This window comes from Antrihabitans stalactiti (assembly GCF_012932915.1).
GTDB classification, from domain to species: Bacteria; Actinomycetota; Actinomycetes; order Mycobacteriales; family Mycobacteriaceae; genus Antrihabitans; species Antrihabitans stalactiti.
Genome location: NZ_VCQU01000003.1, coordinates 443596 through 460789, shown reverse-complemented (window position 1 = coordinate 460789; position 17194 = coordinate 443596). Strand labels below are relative to the sequence as shown.

The window sequence follows — 17194 nt, the reverse complement described above, 5'->3', positions numbered from 1 at the left end:
CAAGTGCGTGCGCAGCATGCGTTGACGGAGAGGTGGGCGATCGCATGGCGGTAGTCGACGACCGAGGTCACGCGGATTATTCGGACCAGACCGAGCCACCGACGGGCGAAGATTTCGGTCGTCAGCCGCCGCAAGACATGGCTGCCGAACAGTCCGTACTCGGCGGCATGTTGCTCAGTAAGGACGCAATCGCCGACGTCCTGGAGCGTTTGCGCCCGGGCGATTTCTATCGTCCCGCCCATCAGGACGTCTACGACGCGATTCTCGATCTGTATGCGCGCGGCGAACCTGCCGACCCGGTCACCGTCTCAGCAGAGTTGGACCGTCGCGGTCAGCTGCGCCGCATTGGCGGGCCCTCGTACCTCGTCACGCTCACCCAGACTGTGCCGACTGCCGCGAACGCCGGCTTCTACGCCGAGATCGTCAGCGAGAAAGCGATTCTGCGCAGGCTCGTCGAAGCAGGCACCAGGATCGTCCAGTACGGCTATGCAGGAGCCGACGGCCAGGATGTCGCCGAGGTCGTCGATAGGGCTCAGGCGGAGATCTACGAGGTCACTGAGCGCCGTACTGCGGAGGACTTCGTACCGCTCGAAGAGCTGTTGCAGCCCACGATGGACGAAATCGACTCGATCGCATCGCGCGGCGGCATTTCGCTGGGCGTGCCAACGGGTTTCGCCGAGCTCGATGAGGTGACGAACGGTCTGCATCCCGGCCAGATGATCATCGTTGCTGCGCGTCCCGGTGTCGGTAAAGCGCTCGGTCTCGATACGCCGCTGCCGACGCCTCGCGGCTGGACCACGATGGGCGCAGTCACCGTCGGCGACGAACTACTCGATGCAGAAGGTCGCCCCACCCGCGTCGTAGCCGTGACGGGCGTGCTCACCGACCGGCCGTGCTACTCGGTCGAGTTCTCCGACGGCACCGTTATCGTTGCCGACGAGCAGCACCAGTGGCTCACCGAAATCAACGACTCTCCTGACGTCCGCACGACCGGCGACATCGCCGTGTCCGTATCCGCCCACCACGTGGTCGCGAATGTACGGCCACTCGATATGCGTCCGCGTGAATATCTCATCGCGCCCTACACATTGGGCGCCTGGCTGGGTTGTGGCGATCCGCTGTCGGCCGACCTCGCCGCGCCGGACCAACAGATCCTCGCCCGCATCGAGGCCGAGGGCATCCTGAGCAGCGGCTACCTCCGTGCGGTCGGCGTGTTCGACGACAAGCACGTGCCCACCGAATATCTGCGCGGTTCCGAGGCGCAACGCCGCGACCTGCTCGCGGGCCTGCTCGACGCCGAGGGCGAGGTCCTCGAGAACGGCATGGTCTGCGTGACGTGCACGACGGAGGCCCTCTCTCGCACGGTCGCCGAACTGATTGTCAGCCTCGGCTACAGCTGCCGCCGCGTCTCCGGCTCACTCATGTTCGCCGCCGACGACGACGTGTTTCACCTGCATGCAAAGGCGCTGGTGCACAAAGAAACTCGCGCGAAGGTCCGCGCCGGTTCCACGTCACGCACCATCGTCGCCGTGCGCCGGATCGAGAGCGTCCCCGTTCGATGCGTCGAGGTCGACAACCCCGACCACCTCTACCTCGCCAGCCGCGCCATGGTGCCCACCCACAACTCCACGTTGGGCCTGGACTTCATGCGGTCATGCTCGGTCAAGCACGGCCTCGCCAGCGTCATCTTCTCGCTGGAAATGAGCCGCACCGAGATCGTCATGCGCCTGCTGTCTGCCGAGGCGAAGATCAAGCTCGGCGATATGCGGTCCGGCCGCATGAATGACGACGACTGGACTCGCCTCGCGCGCCGTATGAGCGAGATCAGCGAAGCCCCGCTCTTCGTCGACGATTCGCCGAATTTGACGATGATGGAAATCCGCGCCAAGGCAAGGCGGCTCAAGCAACGGCACGACCTGAAACTCATTGTCGTGGACTACCTTCAGCTGATGACCTCCGGCAAGAAGGTCGAATCACGCCAGCAAGAAGTCTCCGAATTCTCCCGAAGCCTGAAGCTGATGGCCAAAGAGCTCGAGGTCCCGGTTGTGGCGATCAGTCAGCTGAACCGTGGTCCGGAGCAGCGCACTGACAAGCGCCCCATGGTGTCCGACCTTCGTGAATCCGGCTCGCTCGAGCAGGACGCCGACATGGTGATCCTGCTCCACCGCCCCGACGCCTTCGAACGCGACGACCCCCGCGGTGGCGAGGCCGACCTCATCCTCGGCAAGCACCGCAACGGTCCCACCGCCACCATTACCGTTGCGCACCAACTGCATTTGAGCCGCTTCGTCGACATGGCGCGGGGCTAGTTATCCGACCGGCGCAGTGGATAACCCCTCCTCCGTGAGTTCGACCCACCGTGTGATCCCGATCTGCTGCAAGAACGGCTGATCGTGGCTGACCACGATCAGCGCGCCTTGAAAGCTCGCGAGAGCTTGCGTCAGGTGCGCAAGACTCGGTAGGTCGAGGTTGTTCGTCGGCTCGTCCAGCATCAGCAGACGTGGCGCGGGTTCGGCGAGCAACAGCATCGCGAGTGCGGCGCGCAGCCGTTCGCCGCCGGACAGGGCGGCGGCAGCGACGTCGGCGTCGGCGCCGCGGAAGAGGAAGCGCGCGAGTTGCGCACGGATCTCCTCGGGCAGCGCATGCGGCGCTTGGTGAGCCACGTTCTCGAATACCGACAGCGACTCGTCGAAGATGTCGAGGCGCTGGGGTAGCGTCCGCGATGGCACCTTCGGACCTTGCGCAGCGATAGCGTCGAGCAGCGTCGTCTTGCCGATGCCGTTGCGTCCGGTCAGGGCAATCCGTTCCGGCCCTGAGACTTTCAACGTCACCACCGGTCCGCACGCGAGCGGGAAGTCGTCGAGGTCGATGACGTCCTGGCCCGGATACAGCCGCGTCGCGGGAAGATCGACTCGTATCTCCCTGTCGTCACGCAGCGCCTTCTCCGCCTCGTCGAGTGTCGCCTTGGCTTCCTCGAGCTTCTCGATGTGGTTGTTGCGCAACTTGCCGGCCGATTCCTCGGCCTGCATCTTGCGCAACCCCATCACGATCTTGGGCTCGCGCTTCTGCTCGAACATCTTCTTGCCGTAGCGCTTTCGCCGGTCGAGCTTCGTGCGCGCCTCGACGAGCTCGCGGCCCTGCTTGCGGACGTCGTTCTTCGCGTCCCGGAACGCCGCACGCGCTGCCTCCTGCTCGGCGGCAACGGTCTGCTCGTAAACGGTGAAGTTGCCGCCGAACAGCCGCACACCGCCGTCGCGCAACTCCGCGATGATGTCCATCCGATCGAGCAGTTCGCGATCGTGGCTGACCACGACGAGTGTGCCGGGGAACTGCGCGACGACCTCGTACAGGCGTTCCCGCGCAACGCGATCCAGATTGTTCGTCGGTTCGTCGAGCAGCAAGACGTCGGGATCGCGCAGCAGTTCCGCGGTGAGTCCAAGCAATACGGCCTCGCCGCCCGAGAGTGTTTCGATCGTCCGCTCCAGCTGGGCTGGCTCGGCGACGATGTGGGCAAGTCCGAGCTTGCCGAGCAGCGCGACCGCACGTTCCTCGATGTCCCACTGCCCGCCGACGTCGTCGAAGTCGAATTCGGTCGCCGCGCCGGATTCGATGCGGTGCAACGCGTCCCGTGTCGAGCGGATACCGAGGATCTCGTCGACGCGCTGTCCAGTGCTGATCGTGAGATCCTGCCGCAGGTACCCCAACGCACCCGACACAGTGACCGAGCCGCGCTCCGGGCACAGCCGCCCCGCGATCAAGCGCAGCAGCGTGGATTTGCCCGACCCGTTCAGGCCGACGAGCCCTGTGCGGCCCTGACCGAGAACGAGATCGACGCCCTCGAACAAGGGCTCGCCGTCAGGCCAGATGAAGGTGAGATCCGAAATGGATAGAGACGTAGCAGCCATGTGTCCTCCAAGAAGAGTGCAAGCGGACACAGCACGCGGATGTGCGGCTGTGGCGAGCGACTACTTCTGGATGAACAACGCTCCGTCTCCGATCGTCGGGGGCAAGACCTTTTCGAGGCTAAACGGCATGTTCCGATCTGACAAGCCAATTAACGCGTGACAGCCCAGTTCGCCGACGAACCTGAATTCCGCTACGCGGCCTGCAGTGCTCCGACGACGGCTTCGGCGACAGCGCGTGCGCTGCCGGGATTTTGGCCAGTGATCAGTCGCCCATCCTCGACCACGTACGTTTCGAAGGGCTTGTCGGCCATGCTGTAGTTCGCGCCGATCTTGGCCATCTCTTCCTGCAGATTGAACGGAACTGCGTCGGCGCGTTGTGCCAATTCTTCTTCGGGCCAAGAGAATCCGGTGACGTTCTTGCCTGCGATCATGGCTGCGCCGGTGCTGAGCGGCACGTTGAGCAGGCCGACCGGTCCGTGGCAGACGGCAGACACGATCTTGCCGCTCTCGTAGAACTTCGCTGTGAGGGCGCCGAGTTCGTCGCCCCGGAAGTCGAACATGACCCCGTGTCCGCCGGTGAAGTAGATCGCGTCGTAATCGTCGACGTCGACGTCCGCGATCTTCTTGCTGTCGTCGAGAAGGTTCATGAACTCGCGGTCGCGGTAGCGCTCACCGGTTCCGAGCTCGTCGAGGTAGTCGTGGGCGAGACTTTCGGGATCGATGGGCACGAATCCGCCCGCCGGACTGGCAATGTCGACGGCAAAGCCGTTCTCGACGGCGAAGTCGTAGAAGTGAGTGAGTTCGCCGAGCCAGAGTCCGGTGCGGTATCCCACCTTCTCGTATTCGTTCACATTGGTCACGATGACGAGGATGCGGTTTGTGTTCGACATGGGCTGAGTTCTCCTTGGTTAGTCGGTTGGTGTCGATCGGGCAGCCTTACGGCGGGTGTCGCCGGCCCCGGAGTCCGGACGAGAGTGATCGCGAGCCTGCCGAGCGACTCTGCTCAGCAGCGACCGGAACAGTTGTTGGTCGGCTGTGTCGAGCGCGCTGAGAAAGGTCTGCTCGGCGTGCGCGACAGCGGCTTCGTGACGCTGAAGGGTTTCGATGCCCTCGTCTGTCGCAACAACGGTGCGAATTCGTCGATCGTTTGCGTCGGGCCGACGGTCGACCAAGCCCGCTTCGACCAAGTCGTCGACGACGTACGGAATTACCGAACGGTCGATGCCGAGGTAGTCGGCGAGCTGGACCTGGGTGCGAATCTGCTTGCGCACCACGGTGTACAGCAGTTGATAGCCGCGCGCGCCACGCGGCAGGTCCGCGAGCGTCGGTTCGACATGCGCTTTGTAGTCGCGCATCAGCATCGCGACGGACCAGCCCAGATCGCAATCCAGCTCAGCAGGTTCGGTCACAAGTCCGAATGTACCACAACTAATATGTAGCACAACATTGTTGTGATCGAACTGAAAAACTTGAGTTGACATCACTAGCCCCCTTGTCGACCATGGAGACATATGCCATTATTTTGTAAATCCCGCGGGTCGTTGGCGCGTCGGGCTCGAACAACAAGGCAAGGTAGCCGGTTGCGCCCCAATCTTTGTGGCCCTCGGCTAGCGAGGATGGGGACATGGGAACTATCACGTTCGTTTCATACGACGGCGAATCGACCGAGGCGGAGATCGTCGAAGGAAGTTCGCTGATGCAGCTCGCGACGAGCAATGGCGTTGCGGGCATCGACGGCGACTGCGGCGGTGAATGCGCATGCGGTACATGCCATGTCATTCTCGAGGCCGACTGGTATGGCAAGACCGGCGAACACAACGCCGAAGAGCTGCAGATGCTCGACCTGACTCCCGAACGCGAACCGACATCTCGCCTCGCCTGTCAGATCGCGGTCACCGAGGCGATGGACGGCATGACCGTCAAACTTCCCGAATTCCAGATGTAGTCCAGAGCGTCTCTCGAGCCACGGCGAGGTAAGCGAATGATCAACGTAGTCGGTCGCGTCAAAAACAACGTAGTCGATCCCGTACGGAGCAAGGTCGAGCAAGTCGTTCCGATCGACCAACTCGTCCGCGGAGCGCACCTTTACAACCGTGCGCGTCGGGTCGTGGACAGGCGCGAACGATCTCCGCGCTTCGTCGAGAAGCCGATCGCAGACGGCGCCACCATTCCGCTTGCCGATATCGACATGAGCAACCCGTTCCTCTATCGAGCGGGACAGTGGGAGTCACATCTCAAACGGCTGCGCGACGAGTCGCCGGTGCACTTCCAGAAGAAGGGTCCGTTCGGACCGTTCTGGTCGGTCACCCGGTACGAGGACGTCCTTGCGGTGGACAAGAACCACCATGTGTTCTCGGCCGAGCCGTACATCGTGATGGGCAAGATGCCCGCTGGGTTCGATATTCGGATGTTCATCGCCATGGACCCGCCGAAGCACGACGTTCAGCGCGCCGCGGTGCAGGGCGTCGTCGCCCCGAAGAACCTCAAAGAGATGGAAAGTCTCATCCGCTCTCGCGTCCAGGAGGTGCTCGACGAGCTCCCCGTCGGCGAGCCGTTCAACTGGGTGGACCGTGTCTCGATCGAGCTGACCGGCCGTATGCTCGCCACGCTCGCCGACTACCCGTACGAGGATCGTCGCGAGCTCACGCAGATCTCCGACTTGGCCTCCGGCGTCCCGGCTGCGACGGGCGGCACGTCCGATCTCGACGAGACGTTCAGTGCCGCAGTTCCGATGCTGCGCAAGGTCATGCATCTGTGGCACGACAAGGCGGCACGTATCGCCGCAGGTGAGAAACCGGGCTTCGATCTGATCAGCTTGATGCTGGCTGACGAAGGCACCAAGAACATGATCGACAAGCCGATGGAGTTCCTGGGCAACTTCGTACTGCTCGTCGTCGGCGGCAATGACACGACCCGCAACTCGATGTCGGGCGGTGTGTTGGCGCTGAACAAGTTCCCGGACCAGTTCGCCAAGCTCAAGGCCGACCCGAAGCTGATTCCGAATATGGTCTCCGAGATCATCCGTTGGCAGACGCCGCTGGCATACATGGCCCGCCGAGCCAAGGAAGACACGGTCCTGAACGGCCAGCACATCAAAAAGGGCGACAAGCTCATCATGTGGTACTCGTCGGCCAACCGGGACGAGCGGCATTTCGAGCGTCCTGACGAGCTCATCATCGACCGTAAGAACGCCCGGAACCACATCGCATTCGGCTTCGGCATCCACCGCTGCATGGGTAACCGTCTCGCAGAGATGCAGCTCCGCATCTTGTGGGAAGAGCTACTTCCCCGGTTCGAGGACATCAAGGTCTTGGAAGAGCCCGAGATCGTGCAGTCGACGTTCGTTCGCGGCTACTCGAAGTTGATGGTCGAGCTCACCGCGAAGAAGTCCTGACCTATGCGTGCGCTGATCATCGGCGCCAGCCATGCTGGCGCACAGCTCTGCGCCAGCCTGCGTCAGGAAGGCTGGGACGGCGAGATCCTGCTCCTTGGGGACGAACCAGGCCTGCCCTACCACCGACCCCCGCTGTCGAAGACCTACCTCTCCGGTAAGTCCACGATGGATGATCTGCTGATCCGCCCGGCCGAGTTCTACGCGAAACACGACATCACGTTCCGCGTCGGGCGCGTGGCGAGCATCGACCGACACGCGCACTCGGTCACTCTTACCGATGGCGAGCACATCTCCTACGACAAGCTCGCACTATGTGTCGGCGCCCGTCCGCGCCAACTCCCGATTTCCGGTGCCGAGCTGGCAGGCGTGCACTACCTCCGTGATGCGGCCGACATCGAGGCAATTCGCAGCTCAGTCTCCGCTGCAAGCCGGGTCGCCATCATCGGGGCGGGTTACATCGGTTTGGAGACCGCAGCGTCGTTGCGAAAGCTCGATGTCCACGTCACCGTTCTGGAGAGCGCCGAGCGGGTTTTGCAGCGAGTCACCGCACCCGAGGTGTCCGCCTTCTACAGCCGCGTCCACCGCGAAGAAGGCGTCGAACTTCGCACCGGCGTTGCGATTTCGGCAATCGAGGGCGACGACCACGTGCGCGGAGTACGCCTCGCCGACGGTGAGCTGATCGAAGCGGACGTCGTGATCATCGGCATCGGGGTCGTGCCCAACACCGAGCTCGCCGAGGCCGCGGGCTTGGCTGTCGACGATGGCGTGATCATCGATCACCACGCCGTGACCAGCGACCCGGATATTGTCGCCGCCGGCGACTGCGCGAGCCATTTCATGACGCGCTACGACCGCCAGTTGCGGCTTGAATCAGTGCCGAGTGCCGGCGAACAAGCAAAGGTCGCCGCCGCGACGATGTGCGGCAAGGACAAGACCGTCACTGCGCTGCCGTGGTTCTGGTCCGATCAGTACGAACTCAAGCTCCAGATCGCTGGTCTCAACGCCGGTTACGACGATGTCGTGCTTCGCGGAGATCCCGAGGCTGGTCGAAGCTTCGCCTGCTTCTACTTCAAGGACGACGATCTGATCGCCGCCGATTGCGTCAACCGCCCACAGGAATTCATGTTCAGTCGACGGGCCATCGGCGAGCGAGTTCCGGTCGACAAAGCCCAACTTGCGAGTCCGGACACCGCACTGAACGAGCTACTGAAGGCGGCCCTGGCCAACCGCGTCTAGCTCGCGACCGCTGCGCCTCGACGCAACAGCATCCATGCGACGACCCCGGATAATGCACAGAGTCCGGCGGTGCAAGCCATTGCGAGCTGGAATCCTGATACGAAGCCCTCGTGCTGCCTGATGTTGACGAGCACGCCTGCGACACCTCGGATCGCCGGTTCGCTGTCGGTATCGGCCGCCTCGTGGCAGATTCTGTGTTGTGACTGCGAATTCAGACGAAACCGTCATAAAACGCTCGATCACAATCATCTTTGCGGTCACCGCGGGCACGTCGGCAGGCTGTCTTTACTACCTACAGCCGCTGCTCGACGGTGTCGCGGACGACCTGAAGGTGTCCACAACGTCGGCCAGTCTGCTCGTGAGCGGCACACAGGTCGGCTACCTGTGTGGACTTGCACTCGTCGTCCCCCTTGGCGACTTCCTCGAACGCCGCCGCATGGTTCCCGGACTGCTCGCCGGTTCCATGGCAGCACTGCTGTTTTCGGCGGTCGCACCCAGTTTCGGCCTGCTGCTGGTCGGCGTGTTCCTGACCGGCGTGACGGCATCGGCCGCGCAGATAGTCGTACCCTGGTCCGCGGCGTTGGCGGGTCCGCGTGAACGCGGGCACGTGGTCGGCATTGTGATGAGCGGCTTGCTCCTCGGCATTCTGTCGTCCCGAATTCTGGCCGGCGCGTTGGCGGAGTTCGGCGGCTGGCGGGCAATTCTCTTCTTCGCGGCTGGGCTTCAGTTACTCATGGCAATTGGCGTGTACGTGCTCGCCCCAGCGACAGGTCCGGCGGCAACTGGCGAACGCTATGGCGAAGTCCTGACGTCGATCATCCGACTCATCCGTAGACACCGTGTACTTCGCCAGCGAATGCTGCTCGGCTTTCTCAGCATGGCGTGCTTCTCGGGCGTGTGGACCGCGATGGCCTTCCTGCTGGCCGGCGACCGGTCCAGCGGATACCACTACTCCGATTTCGTCATCGGCCTCTTCGGTCTGGCGGGTGTCGCGGGTGCCATGGGCGCCCCGCGGGTGGGGAAACTCGCCGACCGCGGACACCTCGTCGGCGTGACCACCGCGGTATGGGGGTGTGTTCTCGTCAGCTGGGCGCTCATCGCTTGGGGCGGGCACAACGTCATCGCTCTCATCGTCGCGCTTCTGTTGTTCGACTTCGGAATTCAAGGGGTCCACCTGTCGAACCAAACCGCGGTCTACGCACTGGATCCCACGTCCCGAAGTCGCCTCACAACTGCCTACATGGTCGCCTTCTTCGCGGGTGGAGTCGCAGGGTCCGTCACCGCCGGCTTCGCATACGAGTCCGGCGGGTGGGCACGCGTCTGCTGGATCGGATTCGCCGCCTCAGTTGTCGGCTCAGCGCTGTGGTTGCTCTTCTGGCGCCGCGAGTCCAGATCGCGATCGTCCACCCTCAACGCCTGATTGCATTCAACGGTCGTGAGTCTTTTAGGAGTCCAGGGACTCCAAAAAGACTCACAAGGGTGTTCGACTGGTTTCCGATGCAACGGCCGCGGCGGGGGCGGAATCCGTCAGCACTATCCGCCGCCATGTGAGCAAAAGGATGACGGGAATTGCCATCAATGACGTGCGCCCCATCAGGACCGAATTGTTGTTGTCTTCGAGCAAGCCTGGTATCGCGAAGTAGCCGAATATCACGGCAGATGCGACGACCAGAACCACCGCACGCTCGACGTGAGAGATGAAACCGCAGATTCGTAGAACATCGGGCAGCACAACGCGGTACATATCGAACATCACCCACAGAACTACGTACCCGCCAACGACGTATACCCACAGTGGGGACATGCCGGTTCCGCGCAGGAAATTGTAAACATCGCCATCTTCGGGAAATACGCGCAACGGGATGTAGCAAAAGAGGTTCGCTGCGTTCATCAAATAGAACCAGAACAGCACGTACGTGAAATTCGGCCGGGCCGCGCAATACGACGTTCGCAACAGCAACCGCGACACGACGTACAACCCGCCGTTGACAAGAATCGGACCGGCGAACGCAACCAGCGCGACCTGCCAATTTCGCCCGGCGTCGAGCGCCGCCGAGTAGTCGACGTTCTCGTCGATATCCACGAGCAGCAAAATGTTGACGACGCTGCCCGGACCCCAATAGATGTCTCCCGGAACAGATTTGATCCCGACGAGCCACGCAACGGTCGAATGGGCGAACTCGTGCGGCAGGACCGCTGCGTAGTGCGTCAACAAGAGCAGGATGGGTGTCGCGGCTAGAAGCCATTTCGTCCGGGCTTGGCGCACGATTACGTCGGGCATGACGCTTCCTCTCGTGTCACAAACCACCCCGACGAGCGACGTAAAGTTAGCAGTTGATCCACCCGCGACGAGCCTGCTTTCGGCAGATTCGCGGGCGACACCCGCCCAAACGACGTGGATCCCACGCTGATCAATCGCCTGGTCGGCCTACCTGCTCAGCCAGCTTTGCGGGCGCCTGCAAACAGTAAGAATCGGTGAGCAGTTCCGCGAGCTCGTCCCAGTCGGTGTCGTCGGAGAGCAGGAGGCCAACGACGTTGGCACCCCACTCCGTCTTGAAATACGGCGGACCTAAGTTCTCGAAGGCCAGCACTTCCCCTGCTTCGGCGCGAAAGATGATCCGGAAGAGCTGGTCCTCACCGCCGAAAACGTGAGCGACTGTCGCACTGCCGACTCGCCAACGCACGCCGACCCAGGCGATTTCCTCGCGGCAGCTCGGGAATCGCTCGATGATGCCTCGTAGCCGTTCGACCATGTCGAGCGGTACATCAGGTCGTTGGGACACGTATTCGACGATGCCATACGTCTCCGACTGCCTATCATCGCGGCAATGACGTGGTTGGAGAAGTGGTGGCACTACGAGGTCGTCGACGGATACAAGGGTCCGCTGCTGGTCGGGTTCGTCGTGTTCGTCGTGACGTTCCTGGCGACCCGCACCATCACGCGGATGATCCGAGCTGGCAAGGGACCGTTCCACAACATCAGCAGTGGCGGCGTGCACATGCATCACTCCACGCCGGGTGTCATTTTGCTGATCGTCGGCGGCTTCTCGGGGGTGGGAGCCCCGCCTCTGTCGGGCTGGACTTACGCAGCGGCAGTGTTGGTGGGAGCAGGCTCGTCGCTGGTGTTGGACGAATTCGCGATGATCTTTCGGCTGCAAGACGTGTACTGGTCGCAGGAAGGCCAGCTGTCGGTGAATATGGTTACTCTCGCTGCGGCCTGCATCGGCTTCGCTGTGTTCGGTCTTTCGCCTGTCGGTGTGGCGGGACTGGAAGGCGCAGAAGTCGCTGTGCGTGGCGGGCTCGCAGGTGGGCTGTTGCTGCAGTTTGTGTTGATAACAATTACCGCCCTGAAGGGAAAGTATCCGACTGCGTTGCTCGGTATGTTCATACCGCCGATTGCCTGGGTCGCAGTAATCCGCATTGCGCGGCCCACCTCGCCCTGGGCGAGGTGGCGCTACTCGGCGAAGGAGCTGGAGCGCGCGCGCCGGCGGGCTGACGCCTTCGACCGCCGATGGGCGCCCGTGCGGCGGCACTGGGACGACCTCATCGGCGGCACTCCGACGGCGGCTAGTTGACCTCTGCTTCTCGCGCCAGCTTCACAAGCGTCTCCAACTCATCGACGAGGTAGGTCGCGATGACGTCGATGTCCGGAACAAGCTCGCGGCAACCGATGAGGCCGAAATGTAGTTCGCCGCCAAGACTGTTGACCGTGATGTTGAAGCCCTGGCCGTCCGTCACCACCGAAACCGGGTAGTTGGCGACGACCTTCGCACCACCGAGGAAAACGTCGACGTTGGGGCCCGGGACGTTCGAGATCACCAAGTTGTACGGCGGGATTCGATGGAGCAGCCCGGTGGCAAAGGCGACGCGGGCAGCGCGGGCAACCAATGCCGGCGGCGCGAAGTCGGTCACGTTCTCGACCAGGCCAGGCGGGATCGTGGCGTGCTGCGCCTTCGCGACGACAGTCGCCGAGTGCACGCGAGTGAGGCGGTCGACGGGGTCACTGATGTTGGTCGGTAGCGAGGCCAACATTGCAGAGACCTTGTTGCCCAAGCTCGATTTGCTGGCCTCGTCACGGACCGACACCGGAACCATTGCCACCAAAGGTGATTCGGGCAGAGCATCGTGGTCGATCAGCCAATTGCGCACTGCACCAGCGGACATCGCCATGACGACATCGTTAACGGACATTCCGAATGCGTTCTTCACAGTTTTGACGTCGGCGAGTGGGACGCTGCGGAACGCGAACCGTCGATGCAGCGTGATCTCTTCGTTGAAGGGGGTGCGCGGCGCCAGACCGGGAGCTGTCGCGATGACGTCACCGTCGCTCGAACCGCGGCGAAGTGCTGCGTCGATGTAGGGCGAAACGTAGCTCCCGACCATCGGCAGTGCGCGACCGAGGCTGGTGGCGATTCGCACGGCACCGAGCGGACGTGTCGCAAGTGAACCTGCTGCTCGCGCAAGCAATTTCGTCGCAGTCGGCGCAGCCTCGGGGGTGAATGCTGGTGCGGGCGAACGCTTTTTGCCTTCAGGCGTCAGATCGAGCAGGACGGTCAGCAGTTCCGCTCCCGACGCGCCGTCGATCGCAGAGTGATGCATTTTCGTATAGACGGCCAACTTTCCGCCTGCGAGGCCGGAGATGAGGTACATCTCCCACAATGGCCTGCGGCGATCAAGCGGACGCGAATGCAGCCGCGCGACCTGCTCGGCGAGCTGCGCATCGGAACCCGGTGCAGGAAGCGAGATCTCACGGACGTGAAACTCGATGTCGAAGAACTCGTCGTCGATCCAGTACGGCTGATCGAGCCCGAGCGGCACGAACTTCAATCGCTGCCGCAGGATCGGGATCAACGGCGCCCGCTCGGACATCAGCGACGTCAATGCCGCCAGGTCCAGCACGTGCGGAGAGTCGGCCGGGTCGAGAATGCACACGCCGCCGACGTGCCCGGTCGAGTTGTGGGTCTCGAGCGTCAAGAAGGCGGCGTCGAGTCCGGACAATTGCTTCATTCGATATCCCTTTTGTTGCGAGGTTGATTTCTAGGACTGTGCGCCGGCGAGGCGAATCGCCAACTCTGGATAGAGCTTTGCGACGGTGTCGGGATCGGTGTAGCTACCGCCGGGAAACCAGCGGCAGACGTCGACGCAGAGGGAGACGATCGCGAGGGTGACTCCCTCGACGTCGGGTACGGCAAATGAGCCGTCGGCAGCACCTGCTTCGACGATCTGCCGTACGAGGCGGACGACGTCACGTCGCAGTCCCGCGACGGCCCGAAAGTGTTCGGGAGTCAGGGCTGCAAGTTCGTATTCGACGACACGAGCACGGGCGTGATGCGTCGCTTGGTTCTTCGCGAACTCGCCCACGACGGCGCGCAACCGGGTCGACGGCGTCTCGTGTACCGGATCGGCTGCTCGAAGCCATTCGAGAGTCAGTTGATGACCTTCGTACGCGATGGCGAAGAGCAGTTCTTCCTTCGACTTGTAGTGCGGATACATTGCGGCTGCGCTCATTTCGAGGCGAGCGGCAATTTCTCGGGTCGTCGTCGCGCCGAAGCCGTTCTCCGCGAACGCCTCGACCGCGGCGGCCCGAAGTCGTGCAGCAGCCTTGGAACTGCTGACGACGTTCTCGTCCACATCCACCGATTTCATGCACTCAGAATAAGCGCTCGCTTATTTCATAAGCAAGCGCTTATTCCTGTGATCCGGCTCATAGCAAGACGAACTAGCCCCAACTACTCGTCGGCCCACTTCCCGCGTGTGTATTGCGGCGGATAGGGAGCATCGCGCCACGGCACGCCCAGCTCGGCGGCGGCTCGCAGCGGCCAGGCAGGTTCGCGCAAAGCCGCGCGCGCGATGAAGATCGCATCGGCGTCACCGCGTTGCAGAATGGCCTCCGCCTGAGCAGGATCGTCGATCAGACCCACCGCCGAAACCGCTACGACGCCGTCCTTCCGAACGGCTCGCGCGAGCGGTACCTGATACTCGGGACCGACGGGGATGTGCGCCACAACGTTTCCGCCACTGGACATATCGATCAAGTCGACGCCCAGCTCCGCGAGCACACGAGCCAGGTGTACGGTCTGTTCGATATCCCATCCACCGTCGGTCCAGTCGGTGCCGGACAAGCGGACGAACAGCGGTTTCTCGGCCGGCAACGCAGCACGCACGCCCGCGACCACTTCACGGAGCAGTCGGGTGCGGCCATCGAAGTCACCGCCGTACTCATCGGTGCGCACATTGGACAGCGGCGAGAGAAACTCGTGCAGCAGGTAGCCGTGGGCAGCATGGATCTCCACAAGGTCGAACCCGGCTGCGTCAGCGCGACCGGCAGCCTCGCCGAACGCGTCGACGACTCCTCGGAGTTCCTCGACTGTCAGCGCTCGGGGTGCGGGCATCCCCTCGAAAGGGACCTCGGACGGACCGACGGTCTGCCAAGCGCCTTCCGACTCGGTTAACGGTCCGACCTTCTCGCCCGGAAATCCTCTGTGCGCGGACGCTTTTCGGCCAGCGTGCGCCAATTGCACTCCGGCTGCGGATCCTTGTGAGTGGATGAACTCGACAATTCGCTGCCACGCCGTGGCTTGTCGGTCGTTCCAGATTCCAGCGTCCTGGAGGCTGATCCGGCCTTCGGGGACCACGGCCGACGCTTCCGTCATGATCAATCCATAGCCGCCCGCTGCACGTGACCCCAGGTGCACCAGATGCCAGTCGGTCGGGACGCCGTCTTCCTCGGGCACCGAGTATTGGCACATCGGCGCGAGCCAGATCCGGTTCCGCAGCGTCAGGTCTCGAAATCGCATGGGCTCGAACAACATCGGCGAATCCGTCATGCGCTGATTCCTGACGTGAGGATAGCAGCGAGCTCACGATAGGACTGCGCGTCGTCGAGACCCGTCCTCTTACGCACAGCGCGCTGCTGGATTCGCACCATCATCGTCGTAGCGAGATCGGCAGCGAACGCCGCGTGCACATCGCGGAAAACGCCATGGGCAACGCCGTCGGTGATCAGTTCCTGCACTCGGCCCGCCGCGATCTCGGTGTTTCGTTCGTAGACCTCCCTGGCGGGTGGGAAATCGTCGAGGTCCGCCATGAACTGATCACTGACACCGCTGAGAACGGCACCGACCGCCGAGAGATAGGCGGTGATGCGCTCCCTCGGTTCAGCGACGTCGGCGATTCGCTGCTCGACCTCGAGGGCCGCGTTGCGGAAGAAATGCACGGTCGCCGCCTGGACCAACTGCTCTTTGCTGCCAGCCAGCGTGTAGAGGGTCGACTTGGAACAACGCAGCCTCGCGGCGATCTCGTCGAGAGTCAGATGCGCGAACCCCTCCGCGAGAAACAGGTCGACCAAAGTGTCGAAGAGTTCGGCACGTCGTCGAGTACCGAATTGCGACGCAAGTGTTGACATATCCGAATAGTACTGAACGATTGGTTGCAGTACTGTTTCTGCGGCAGTACTATTTCAGGTACCGCAGTATCATCACCAGTAGTGCCGAAGGAGAACCACATGGTCGTCGAACGCTTGCTGCCGACGCCGGAAGCCCGTGAGCTGATTCAGCTCACGCGCGACGTCGCCGACAAAGTTCTGACGCCTATCGTGGACGAGCACGAAAAGTCGGAGACCTACCCCGAAGGCGTGTTCGCCACGCTCGGCGAGGCAGGACTGCTGAGCCTTGCGTATCCCGAGGAGTTCGGCGGCGGGGGCCAGCCGTACGAGGTGTACTTGCAGGTCCTCGAAGAACTCGCGGCACGCTGGGCGGCGGTCGCCGTTGCGGTAAGCGTGCACACCCTCGCATGCCACCCGATGATGATTTTCGGTACCGACGAACAGAAACAGCGTTGGCTGCCGGACATGCTGGGCGGCAACACGATCGGCGCCTACAGCCTTTCCGAACCGCAGGCCGGTTCCGACGCCGCCGCGCTGACGTGCAAAGCAACGCCGACCGACGGCGGGTACAGCGTCACCGGGTCCAAGGCATGGATCACCCACGGTGGCATCGCCGATTTCTACAATCTTTTCGCCCGCACCGGCGAGGGCTCGCGCGGGATCTCGTGCTTCCTCGTTCCGAAAGACACCGATGGCCTCAGCTTCGGTAAGCCCGAAGAGAAGATGGGCCTGCACGCGGTCCCCACGACCTCTGCGTACTACGACAATGCATTCGTTCCATCGGAGCGACTACTCGGCACCGAGGGGCAGGGGCTCCAAATTGCCTTCAGCGCACTCGATTCCGGCCGTCTCGGCATCGCCGCAGTCGCGGTCGGCATTGCGCAGGCAGCGCTCGACGACGCCGTCGAGTACTCGAAAGAACGGTCCACGTTCGGCCGCAAGATCATCGACCACCAGGGCCTCGGCTTCCTGCTCGCCGACATGGCCGCTGCGGTCGATTCGGCCCGCGCCACCTACCTGGACGCCGCACGCCGACGCGACGCGGGCCTGCCGTACTCACGCAACGCCTCGGTCGCCAAACTGGTCGCGACCGACGCCGCAATGAAGGTCACCACCGACGCCGTGCAGGTGCTGGGCGGCTACGGCTACACACGCGATTTCCGCGTCGAGCGGTACATGCGGGAAGCGAAAATCACCCAGATCTTCGAGGGCACCAATCAGATTCAGCGCCTCGTCATCGCACGATCGCTGGCCGGTAAGTAGCCGGTCCATTTC

The 17194-nt window shown here is 62.8% G+C and carries 16 protein-coding genes; 7 read left to right on the top strand and 9 right to left on the bottom strand.

Features of this window, described 5'->3' with window-relative positions; translation table 11 throughout:
• Nucleotides 1–44: 44 nt before the first annotated feature.
• Nucleotides 45–2309: a replicative DNA helicase gene (gene dnaB / locus FGL95_RS11260; protein WP_169586616.1), complete on the top strand. Its 2265-nt coding sequence runs from the start codon at nt 45–47 to the stop codon at nt 2307–2309.
• Here the strand turns inward: dnaB and FGL95_RS11255 are convergent, their stop codons facing one another.
• From FGL95_RS11255 to FGL95_RS11245, 3 genes are all read right to left on the bottom strand, one after another.
• Nucleotides 2310–3905: an ABC-F family ATP-binding cassette domain-containing protein gene (locus tag FGL95_RS11255; protein WP_169586614.1), complete on the bottom strand. Its 1596-nt coding sequence runs from the start codon at nt 3903–3905 to the stop codon at nt 2310–2312.
• 191 nt (nt 3906–4096) lie between these two features.
• On the bottom strand, nt 4097–4795 hold the full coding sequence (locus FGL95_RS11250) for a type 1 glutamine amidotransferase domain-containing protein (protein ID WP_169586612.1): 699 nt from the start codon (nt 4793–4795) through the stop codon (nt 4097–4099).
• Nucleotides 4796–4813: 18 nt separating this feature from the next.
• Nucleotides 4814–5314, bottom strand: coding sequence for a MarR family winged helix-turn-helix transcriptional regulator (locus tag FGL95_RS11245; protein WP_338079815.1), 501 nt, complete (start codon nt 5312–5314; stop codon nt 4814–4816).
• 215 nt (nt 5315–5529) lie between these two features.
• On the opposite strand from FGL95_RS11245, the gene FGL95_RS11240 reads away from it, so the two are divergent.
• From FGL95_RS11240 to FGL95_RS11225, 4 genes are all read left to right on the top strand, one after another.
• A complete protein-coding gene (locus FGL95_RS11240; protein ID WP_169586610.1) occupies nt 5530–5850 on the top strand; it encodes a 2Fe-2S iron-sulfur cluster-binding protein in 321 nt (106 codons plus the stop codon).
• A gap of 36 nt (nt 5851–5886) precedes the next feature.
• Nucleotides 5887–7299, top strand: coding sequence for a cytochrome P450 (locus tag FGL95_RS11235; protein WP_169586608.1), 1413 nt, complete (start codon nt 5887–5889; stop codon nt 7297–7299).
• 3 nt (nt 7300–7302) lie between these two features.
• Nucleotides 7303–8535, top strand: coding sequence for an NAD(P)/FAD-dependent oxidoreductase (locus tag FGL95_RS11230; protein ID WP_169586605.1), 1233 nt, complete (start codon nt 7303–7305; stop codon nt 8533–8535).
• A 199-nt stretch (nt 8536–8734) separates the two neighbouring features.
• Nucleotides 8735–9955 carry an MFS transporter gene (locus tag FGL95_RS11225; protein ID WP_169586603.1) on the top strand — a complete coding sequence of 407 codons (1221 nt, stop codon included), beginning with the start codon at nt 8735–8737 and terminating at the stop codon, nt 9953–9955.
• Nucleotides 9956–10006: 51 nt separating this feature from the next.
• On the opposite strand, the gene FGL95_RS11220 is transcribed toward FGL95_RS11225, so the two are convergent.
• Entirely contained in the window at nt 10007–10816 is an 810-nt protein-coding gene (locus tag FGL95_RS11220; protein ID WP_169586601.1) for a hypothetical protein, read from the bottom strand.
• Nucleotides 10817–10946: 130 nt separating this feature from the next.
• Nucleotides 10947–11318 carry an MmcQ/YjbR family DNA-binding protein gene (locus tag FGL95_RS11215; RefSeq protein WP_169586599.1) on the bottom strand — a complete coding sequence of 124 codons (372 nt, stop codon included), beginning with the start codon at nt 11316–11318 and terminating at the stop codon, nt 10947–10949.
• Between the two features lie 45 nt (nt 11319–11363).
• On the opposite strand from FGL95_RS11215, the gene FGL95_RS11210 reads away from it, so the two are divergent.
• On the top strand, nt 11364–12110 hold the full coding sequence (locus tag FGL95_RS11210; protein WP_169586597.1) for a hypothetical protein: 747 nt from the start codon (nt 11364–11366) through the stop codon (nt 12108–12110).
• On the opposite strand, the gene FGL95_RS11205 is transcribed toward FGL95_RS11210, so the two are convergent.
• The 4 genes from FGL95_RS11205 to FGL95_RS11190 all read right to left on the bottom strand — a co-directional run bounded on the left by FGL95_RS11205 (nt 12103) and on the right by FGL95_RS11190 (nt 15940).
• A complete protein-coding gene (locus FGL95_RS11205) occupies nt 12103–13542 on the bottom strand; it encodes a WS/DGAT/MGAT family O-acyltransferase (RefSeq protein WP_169586595.1) in 1440 nt (479 codons plus the stop codon). The genes FGL95_RS11210 and FGL95_RS11205 overlap by 8 nt on opposite strands.
• 30 nt (nt 13543–13572) lie before the next feature.
• Entirely contained in the window at nt 13573–14181 is a 609-nt protein-coding gene (locus tag FGL95_RS11200) for a TetR/AcrR family transcriptional regulator (protein WP_169586593.1), read from the bottom strand.
• Between the two features lie 83 nt (nt 14182–14264).
• Entirely contained in the window at nt 14265–15362 is a 1098-nt protein-coding gene (locus FGL95_RS11195) for an NADH:flavin oxidoreductase/NADH oxidase (protein ID WP_169586591.1), read from the bottom strand.
• A complete protein-coding gene (locus FGL95_RS11190) occupies nt 15359–15940 on the bottom strand; it encodes a TetR/AcrR family transcriptional regulator (RefSeq protein WP_169586589.1) in 582 nt (193 codons plus the stop codon). Before FGL95_RS11190 ends, FGL95_RS11195 begins: the two co-directional genes overlap by 4 nt.
• A 99-nt stretch (nt 15941–16039) precedes the next feature.
• Here FGL95_RS11190 and FGL95_RS11185 point away from each other — a divergent pair, with 99 nt between their 5' ends.
• Nucleotides 16040–17182, top strand: coding sequence for an acyl-CoA dehydrogenase family protein (locus FGL95_RS11185; protein WP_169586587.1), 1143 nt, complete (start codon nt 16040–16042; stop codon nt 17180–17182).
• Nucleotides 17183–17194: the final 12 nt, after the last annotated feature.